Here is an 8,055-nt window from a genome sequence, read left to right on the forward strand (position 1 = left end):
ATAATCACAATTTGGGTCCCAGTCACTGTAACAACCCAGTTCGTCCTGAAAAGTACCTGCAATGACGATTTTCTTTGGTAGAGCAGGGCCTAAATCATTTAATTCGATATTATCAAAATACATAGTAGTGCCATTAGTACCTAATTCAAAACTTAATTTGTGAAGATCAAAAACAGAGGTCGCTTCAAACTCAATACTTATAGGTTGCCATTCAGTTGTGGCGTCATAAAAATAGTTATCAAAACCAATTAGATTAGTATAACTCCCTCCATTTTCTCCCAAAAAAACACCAAAGGAACGATATTCATCCGCCTTTACTTTAAATGAAAGTTGATATAAATTTCCTTGATTTAAAGAAAATCCCCATTGCGCTAATTGAACGTCCCAAGTGTTATATCCTGGATTAAATATTTGAAAGTTACATACGCCTTCAACAACTGTTGGGTATGCTGCAACGCCATTTACTGAATCCAGCCAGTAGGCCCACTGATTTAGAGGTGGTGTACCGGTCTCAAATAGAATTATTTCAGTGGTTTCACTAAATTCACCGTCGAATAAAATGTTTTGGGATTGACTTAGACTGATTGTTAAGCACATTATCCCTAAAATATAAGAACTACAGTAATTATTTTTCATGATGCTAGGATTTTATAAAAAACAATATGAAATATGAATGTGCTTAATAAGATATGAATGTGCTTATCATAAAGCACTGATAGATATCAGTTTGGATAAAGTAACCAATAAAAAATAGTAGTTATTGTTAATTAATATGAAAATAACAGTTGAATATTTTCTTTGAGTTTTATTGATAAATTCTTATTAAATTCAAATTTGATTAATTATTCTTTTTTCAAATCGGTAAAGATGTTTTTTATTTTTTTTTAAAGAAGATGGAACTGAGAACTTATGGTATGGCAAAAACAATCAAGGAGAATTAGAGTTCTTCACTGCGTATGGAAAACACCCAGAAACAGGAAAAAGATTAAAAGCAATTACTTCTTATATGATTAAAAAGTATATATGTGATGGGTTTCCATGTAAATTCACCTATACCTATCTCTTTATGTTATCAATCAATTTCTATTGAATAAAGAAAATCTGTATAAGACTATAAAAGAATATATAACGAACCTAACTAATTATTAGTTAAGGTATACGTAAAAAAATCTTTAAATAAGAGATTAAATTTTTCCATATTTTAGAACGTAGTGCTCAAATCACTTTTGTCATAAAATACCTTCAATTAGATTTATATATTTGAGGGTATATTAAAAATATAAATACAAAAGGAGTATATACCTCAAATATTTACGGGATATAATCACTTTTTAGTGCTCATATAGAAGATATATAGTTACCAGTAACTATATATCTACGTTATGTTTTATTAGAGGAAAAAATATAGGTCAAAAACAATATAGCTTTAACTTAATCATTAGATATTAAACAAATCGGTCTTATCGAAAGTTTTATGACGATATATTCTATTGAACGAAGGCAGAGTTTATTTCTCTTATTATTAATCTTCAATAACCCAAATTAACAATCGTTAACAATCGTTAACTAATATTAATCGTATTAATAGATACTATTGCCTCAAAGAACAACATTGTTCTTTTTTTAATTAAAACAAAAATAATGAAAAAAGCATATTTAGTAATCGTCTTAACTCTTTGTATTAGTCAAATTTTTGGACAAAGAATGAGAATGCAATCTGGACCCATAGAACCAATACCTATTGAGCTGAAGGAAGTTCATGAAATGGTAAAAGACTTAGCCGACTCAATTGCTGTGAACTATATTATTGCTGAGAAAGCACCTATGCTAAAGAAAAACTTATTGGAAGAATTGAAAAATGGAAATTTTGACCGTTTTAAGGAGAAAAATGCGCTTGCCAAACATCTTTCTGATATTTTAATAACTTGGAGTAATGACAAGCATTTTAGAATTATGGCAGCACAACCGGCAGGAGAACGCCTTATGATGCCTTCATCTTACGACCATATTTCGAAAGATAATTATGCTTTTAAAAAAATGGAACACCTAGATGGTAATATTTCTTATATAAAGTTTAACCGTTTTATTCCTTCTGCATATTCAGGAAGTTTAATTACCTCTGCAATGCTTTTTGCTGCAAATTCGGATGCTGTAATTATTGACTTACGTGATAACATCGGTGGTTCTCCAGATGCGGTTGCTATGTTGGCTGGTTTTTTTCTGAGCGAGCCGACCTTATTAACTGTTAATTATATTCGTGCTACAGATACAAAAGAAGAAACTTGGTCAACTGTAGCTGATGTGAGAATTAACTCATCAAACCCTGATAATTTTATTGTTCCTACAGCCACTTTAGAAAGACTTAAAAACGTCCCTCTTTACATTTTAACGGGGCGTTACACATTTTCTGCAGCAGAAATGTTTTGTTCTTCTTTACAAGGGTATAACCGTGCTAAAATAGTTGGAGTAAACACCCTTGGAGGTGGCCATGGAATCAGTCCTATTGAAATGAAACAAGGATTTACAGTTTTTATTCCTTTTACGCGCTACTATCACCCTGTTACCAAAAAATCTTGGGAAGCCGTAGGTATTAAGCCAGACATTGTTTGTGATGCTGCTGATGCTAAAAGAATTGCTCAAATTAACATTTTAAAAGAGTTGCAGAAAAAACCAAAACACGATGCTAAAATCCCTGTTTATTTAAATGAATTGGAAGCTCAATCACCTAAATAAATATACTAAATTCAGAACTGCAGCAGTTACTTTATTTGCTACAAAATCGAAATATGTTTTAAAAAAAACAACAAAACATAACAATCTATAAAAGCAATAGCGGTTTGGGTCTATACTCAAACCGTTTTTTTCGTTAAATTAAGTATCTTGCAATCCAAAAGAAAAGTGCACCGCAGTCAGCTACTATTCTTATACTAAATGTTAGTGCCTATTAGGGTATCAAAACTTAAAAATAAAATATTATGCGTTTATTTTCATTGTTAATAATTGGTTTTGTGAGCTTCCAATTATCAGCGCAACAAACGATTGGAAATCTCATGAACAATCCTGGAACCTATGAAGGCTATACGCTGTTTACAGCACGTCATTATCATACAAGTTACTTGATAAATAATGAAGGAAGGAAAATCAATGAATGGGCCCAGGTCGATGGCTTTAGAGTCGAAAATTGCAGATTGCTCGATAATGGACAATTAATTAGAGCTGTCAATTTAGGAATTCCCGCTTTTTCTATGCATGCTGGTGCCCATGGTAGGATTGAATTGGTAAATTGGGATGGTTCAATTAGTTGGTCAATGGAATATAACGATGATACACATATACTACACCACGAAGTTATTCCCATTAAACAAATCGATGGTAGTTATCATTTCTTAGCTTCTTCTTGGGTTAAAACTTCAGCTAGTGATGCAATTGAGAATGGACGAAATCCTAGTGCAGTTGGTGGTTTGAGAAACTATATTCTGACAGAAAGATTACTAGAAATTGAGCCTGTTGGTAGTAACGGTTATAATATTGTTTGGGAGTGGAATATTATGGATCATTTGGTTCAGGAAGATTATCCGTCTGAAGGAAATTACATTGCTGATGGTGTAGGCAGCAATCCACAACTAATGGATTTTAACTATTATAAGGTCCCTGGAAATCCAGATTGGCTGCATGTCAACGGATTAGATTATAATGCAATTTTAGATCAAATTATTGTTACTATTCCAGGCTTTGATGAATTTATTATTTTAGATCATAGCACAACTATTGCAGAAGCAGCTGGACACACAGGTGGTAATAGTGGAAAAGGTGGGGATATATTATATCGCTGGGGCAACCACAATACCTATGATGCAGGTACCACCAAGTTTTTTGATGCCGTACATGGTGCATACTGGATTCCTCAAGGTTACCCAGATGCCGGCAAGATAATGGCCATTAATAATGGTAGAAGTGGCACTGAATCTGAAATTGTATTGGTTGCACCCAATGTTGATGCTCTTGGGAATTATGAGGTTCCAGAAATTGGCTTGGCATTTGAACCCCTAAACAGTGACTGGATTTACAGCGATGGCAGTAATTTTCATACAAGAAATATGGGTAACGGACAACGATTACCGAATGGTAATACTTTAATAAACGAAGCTGTTAAAGGTCGGTTTTTTGAAATAGATACAAATGAAGAAATTGTTTGGGAATACATATGCCCAACAATCGAATCTGGCCCTATGGAATATGACATTAATTTATCTGATATTCCAACATCCAACGCCGGAGGTGATTTGGAAAACGAAGTGTTTAAGATTATTAAGTACTCAACTGATTATTCAGGTTTAATCGGACAAGATTTGACCCCAGGAGATTTTGTAGAGCTGAACAACTCATTAACAACGGTTGAGTTTGATGTAGAAAAAGATTTCTTTTCATTGTACCCAAATCCCACTCAAGATTTTTTAACAATTTCATCTAAAATGGCTGATTTTAAGATTGAAATTTTATCTCTCAAAGGTGCTGTTATCATGGAAATACCTGCTTTGAAAAATATTGAATTAATTGACCTTAGCCACTTACCGATTGGGGTGTTCTTTGTAAAAGTAACAGACAATTCAAATGGCACAATATCAGTTAAAAAATTTATTAAACATTAAGCCAAATATAAATAGTAAAGAATAGTAACTGGCACTAACAATATATATACAAAATAGGCGAAATAGCAGTAAATTCAACGGTTGTAGCCCGCTTCAAAATTGTAACAGTTTGATACGTTTGAATCCCGCAATCGCCTACTTTGCATATACTCACCGTTAGCTACTATTGCCTGCATCTTTTAAAATTTGAAACATTATTCCCGAAAAATACTTTTTTTTAAATAAAATGGCTTACATTTGTATCGTGAACGATATAAACGTGTTCGATATAATCAATATATGAATAAACTTAAGAAAGCGACATTAACACAAAACATTTTCAGAATCCTATTAGCCATTTTTATGACCTATGCCGGATTTAGTCACCTTACTGTCAATAGAATCGAATTCCAAGCTCAGGTGCCGGATTGGGTACCGTTGAGCAAAGATTTGGTGGTAATACTATCTGGTATAATAGAAATGATATTGGGTCTTGGATTAGCTTTATGGAAAAATCAACGCACAAGATTCGGATGGGCGCTGGCCTTGTTTTTTGTTTTGATCTTTCCAGGAAATATTGCCCAATACTTGAATGGCAAAGATGCCTTTGGAGCTTTAAATTCGGATACAGCTCGATTAACACGTTTATTTTTTCAACCTGTACTAATTGCATGGGCTTTATGGTCATCGGGTGCATGGAAAACTAATAAAACTAAAAACTAATGGAAAAGACTCAGTTACACTTAAGCAATCAAATTTGCTTTCCTTTATATTCAGTTTCACGACTTATCACAAAAGCATATAAGCCCTATTTGGAAAAAATGGGTATTACCTATCCACAATACTTAGTACTTATGGTATTATGGGAAGATGATAATCTTTCTGTCAATCAGATTACAGAAAAGTTACTCCTGAATACCAATACGCTTTCACCATTGTTAAAACGGATGGAAAAACTAGAACTTATACAGCGACAAAGATCACTCGAAGACGAAAGGAGCGTTATAGTACAGTTAAAAGAAAAAGGAAAGCTATTGAAAAATAAAGCCGAACCGATTCCTGAGGAACTCCTTAAAAAATTACTTAATGAAAACATCAATTTATCCGAAGTTCTTCAATTGAAAGAATTACTAAACCAATGGATTGAAATTCTTAATGATAAAAATTAAAAAATAACATAAATATAAATCAAAAAATTAAAAATGGAATTATTAGACAAATTAAACTGGAGATATGCTGCAAAAGCAATGAATGGAGAAAAAGTATCTGAAGATAAAATTGACAATATTATCGAAGCTGCTCGTTTAGCTCCTACTTCAAGTGGTTTACAGCCTTTTGAAATAATTGTAGTTAAAAATCAAGAGATTAAAGAACAAATTAGACCTATAGCTTGGAATCAATCTGTAATAACCGACTGTTCTCACCTACTCGTTTTTGCTGCTTGGGACACCTATACAGAAGATAGAATTAACTATATGTTCGATTTAACAAACGAGATTAGAGGATTCAAAAACGAAGGTTGGGAAAACTACCGACAAAAGTTATTACAAATGTATCCTCAACAAGATGCAGAAGTAAACTTTAATCATGCTGCTAAACAAGCATATATCGCGTTTTCACAAGCTATTACAGCTGCGGCATACGAAGGTGTAGATGCAACACCTCTAGAGGGTTTTTACGCTGATAAGTTAGATGAAATATTAGACTTAAGAGCGAAAGGTTTGCGTAGTGCAGTAATGCTACCCATTGGTTACAGAGATACTGCTAACGATTGGTTGGTAAATCTTGTAAAGGTTAGAAAAAGCACAGAAGATTTAGTAACTATTATTGAATAGTAATTTTAAAAATATAATTATGAATAATAATAATTACCCCAGAGCTTTTTCACATATTGGAATTACTGTACCCTATATTCACAAAGCTGTAAAATTCTATCAAGAAATTATGGGATGGTACGTAATTATGAAACCATCTTCAGTAAAAAAAGAAAGTGATACCGCAATTGGACAAATGTGCATTGATGTCTTTGGGGATAATTGGGAAGAGTTTGAAATCGCTCATATGTCAACTTCTGACGGAATTGGAATTGAGCTTTTTTCGTTCCCTCACGGAAAAAAAGAAGCACCTGAGTTTAACCCATTTAACACAGGGCTTTTTCATTTTTGTGTTCAAGACCCAGATATCGAAAATCTTACTAAAAAAATAGTTGAGGCTGGTGGTAAACAGAGAATGCCGATAAGAGAATATTATCCAAATGAAAAACCATATAAAATGGTATATGTAGAAGACCCATTCGGAATTGTTTTTGAAATCTACACGCATAGTTATGAATTGACATATTCTTCAGGTGCTTATTCAAAATAAAAATAGTAGCTAACAATGTAAAAAGCAATAGCGGTTTGGGTCTTAATTCAAACCGTTTTGCTTTTAATTAAGTATATTGTTATTCGAAAGTAGCAGCAGTTAAATCCGCTACTACTATTATACTAAACGTTGTAGCGCATTAAAATGAATATCGAGCCAGTATTAAATTCTTCCAAAATGAAAAAACTATTCCTATCGCTTATCTTAATTCTGATTACTTTGTCTAGTATAGGTCAGAACACCCCATTATACCTTGATTCAAATGGAGTTACTATTAAATGTCTAGCTGATGTCGAGATTGGTTATTCTGATAAAGTTAATGGTATAACTTACACCGTTATAAGTGAAGAACAATTAAGAACAATGATTGCAAATAAGAAAGATATCACGACCATTTGTACATCTAAGATTACTAATATGAAAAATCTGTTTTTTAGCTCTAAATTTAATGGTGATATAAGTAAATGGGATGTCAGTAATGTCACTGATATGAGTCATATGTTTCATTATTCTGAATTTAATGGCGATATAAGTAAATGGGATGTCGGCAATGTTATCAATATGAGTTTTATGTTTTGTGGTGGAGCTGGATTTTTTGGTGTTGTTTATAATCCCTTTAATGGTGATATAAGTAACTGGGATGTCAAAAATGTTACCGATATGAGCTTTATGTTTAAAGCTTCAGAATTTAATGGAGACATAAGTAATTGGGATATAAGTAATGTTACAAATATGAATGAGATGTTTAGAAGAGCAAAAATCAATATAAATTTATCAAGTTGGGATGTTAGTAAGGTCACTAAATGTTCTAAATTCAGTGAAAAAACTCCAAAATGGACAGAACCAAAACCAAACTTCACTAATTGTAATAACACGAATAATTGAATGGTATTATATATTAAGGAAAATAAAAAAATAAAAAAACGGCATACAACAATGTCTATAAGAAATTGCTTGTTCTCGCCTACTTTGGGAATTCCACAGGAATTTCCAACTTGGTGTGTACCTGCAAAATTAAGTGCTATACCACACAACTACTCATGGTCGAGACCGTTGTGCCGCA

Annotated in this window: 8 protein-coding genes; 7 read left to right on the plus strand and 1 reads right to left on the minus strand. The window is 32.7% G+C overall.

Annotated features, from left to right (window positions below):
• A partial coding sequence (locus AC15TD_RS01395; protein WP_484450349.1) for a carbohydrate binding domain-containing protein occupies positions 1-636 on the minus strand: 636 nt, incomplete at its 3' end.
• 1,005 nt (positions 637-1,641) lie between these two features.
• Between AC15TD_RS01395 and AC15TD_RS01400 the strand changes: the two genes are divergently transcribed.
• The 7 genes from AC15TD_RS01400 (at position 1,642) to AC15TD_RS01430 (ending at position 7,877) form a co-directional block, all read left to right on the plus strand.
• Complete coding sequence (locus AC15TD_RS01400; RefSeq protein ID WP_484450350.1) at positions 1,642-2,733, plus strand: S41 family peptidase; 1,092 nt, start codon at positions 1,642-1,644, stop codon at positions 2,731-2,733.
• A gap of 242 nt (positions 2,734-2,975) precedes the next feature.
• Positions 2,976-4,649 carry a T9SS type A sorting domain-containing protein gene (locus AC15TD_RS01405; RefSeq protein ID WP_484450351.1) on the plus strand — a complete coding sequence of 558 codons (1,674 nt, stop codon included), beginning with the start codon at positions 2,976-2,978 and terminating at the stop codon, positions 4,647-4,649.
• A 279-nt stretch (positions 4,650-4,928) separates the two neighbouring features.
• Positions 4,929-5,351, plus strand: a complete 423-nt coding sequence (locus AC15TD_RS01410) for a DoxX family protein (RefSeq protein ID WP_484450356.1) — start codon at positions 4,929-4,931, stop codon at positions 5,349-5,351.
• On the plus strand, positions 5,351-5,797 hold the full coding sequence (locus tag AC15TD_RS01415) for a MarR family winged helix-turn-helix transcriptional regulator (protein WP_484450352.1): 447 nt from the start codon (positions 5,351-5,353) through the stop codon (positions 5,795-5,797). Before AC15TD_RS01410 ends, AC15TD_RS01415 begins: the two co-directional genes overlap by 1 nt.
• A gap of 33 nt (positions 5,798-5,830) precedes the next feature.
• On the plus strand, positions 5,831-6,463 hold the full coding sequence (locus tag AC15TD_RS01420; protein WP_484450353.1) for an NAD(P)H-dependent oxidoreductase: 633 nt from the start codon (positions 5,831-5,833) through the stop codon (positions 6,461-6,463).
• Positions 6,464-6,482: 19 nt separating this feature from the next.
• Positions 6,483-6,992, plus strand: coding sequence for a lactoylglutathione lyase family protein (locus AC15TD_RS01425; protein ID WP_484450354.1), 510 nt, complete (start codon positions 6,483-6,485; stop codon positions 6,990-6,992).
• 177 nt (positions 6,993-7,169) lie between these two features.
• Positions 7,170-7,877, plus strand: coding sequence for a BspA family leucine-rich repeat surface protein (locus AC15TD_RS01430; protein ID WP_484450355.1), 708 nt, complete (start codon positions 7,170-7,172; stop codon positions 7,875-7,877).
• The last annotated feature ends 178 nt before the right edge of the window (positions 7,878-8,055 follow it).

The organism is Yeosuana sp. (genome assembly GCF_057126245.1).

Excerpts from the sequence above, each read along its gene's own strand:
- AC15TD_RS01415 (WP_484450352.1), top strand. The coding sequence starts at position 5,351 with ATGGAAAAGACTCAGTTACACTTAAGCAATCAAATTTGCTTTCCTTTA.
- AC15TD_RS01420 (WP_484450353.1), top strand. The coding sequence starts at position 5,831 with ATGGAATTATTAGACAAATTAAACTGGAGATATGCTGCAAAAGCAATG.
- AC15TD_RS01410 (WP_484450356.1), top strand. The coding sequence starts at position 4,929 with ATGAATAAACTTAAGAAAGCGACATTAACACAAAACATTTTCAGAATC.
- AC15TD_RS01425 (WP_484450354.1), top strand. The coding sequence starts at position 6,483 with ATGAATAATAATAATTACCCCAGAGCTTTTTCACATATTGGAATTACT.
- AC15TD_RS01430 (WP_484450355.1), top strand. The coding sequence starts at position 7,170 with ATGAAAAAACTATTCCTATCGCTTATCTTAATTCTGATTACTTTGTCT.
- AC15TD_RS01400 (WP_484450350.1), top strand. The coding sequence starts at position 1,642 with ATGAAAAAAGCATATTTAGTAATCGTCTTAACTCTTTGTATTAGTCAA.
- AC15TD_RS01405 (WP_484450351.1), top strand. The coding sequence starts at position 2,976 with ATGCGTTTATTTTCATTGTTAATAATTGGTTTTGTGAGCTTCCAATTA.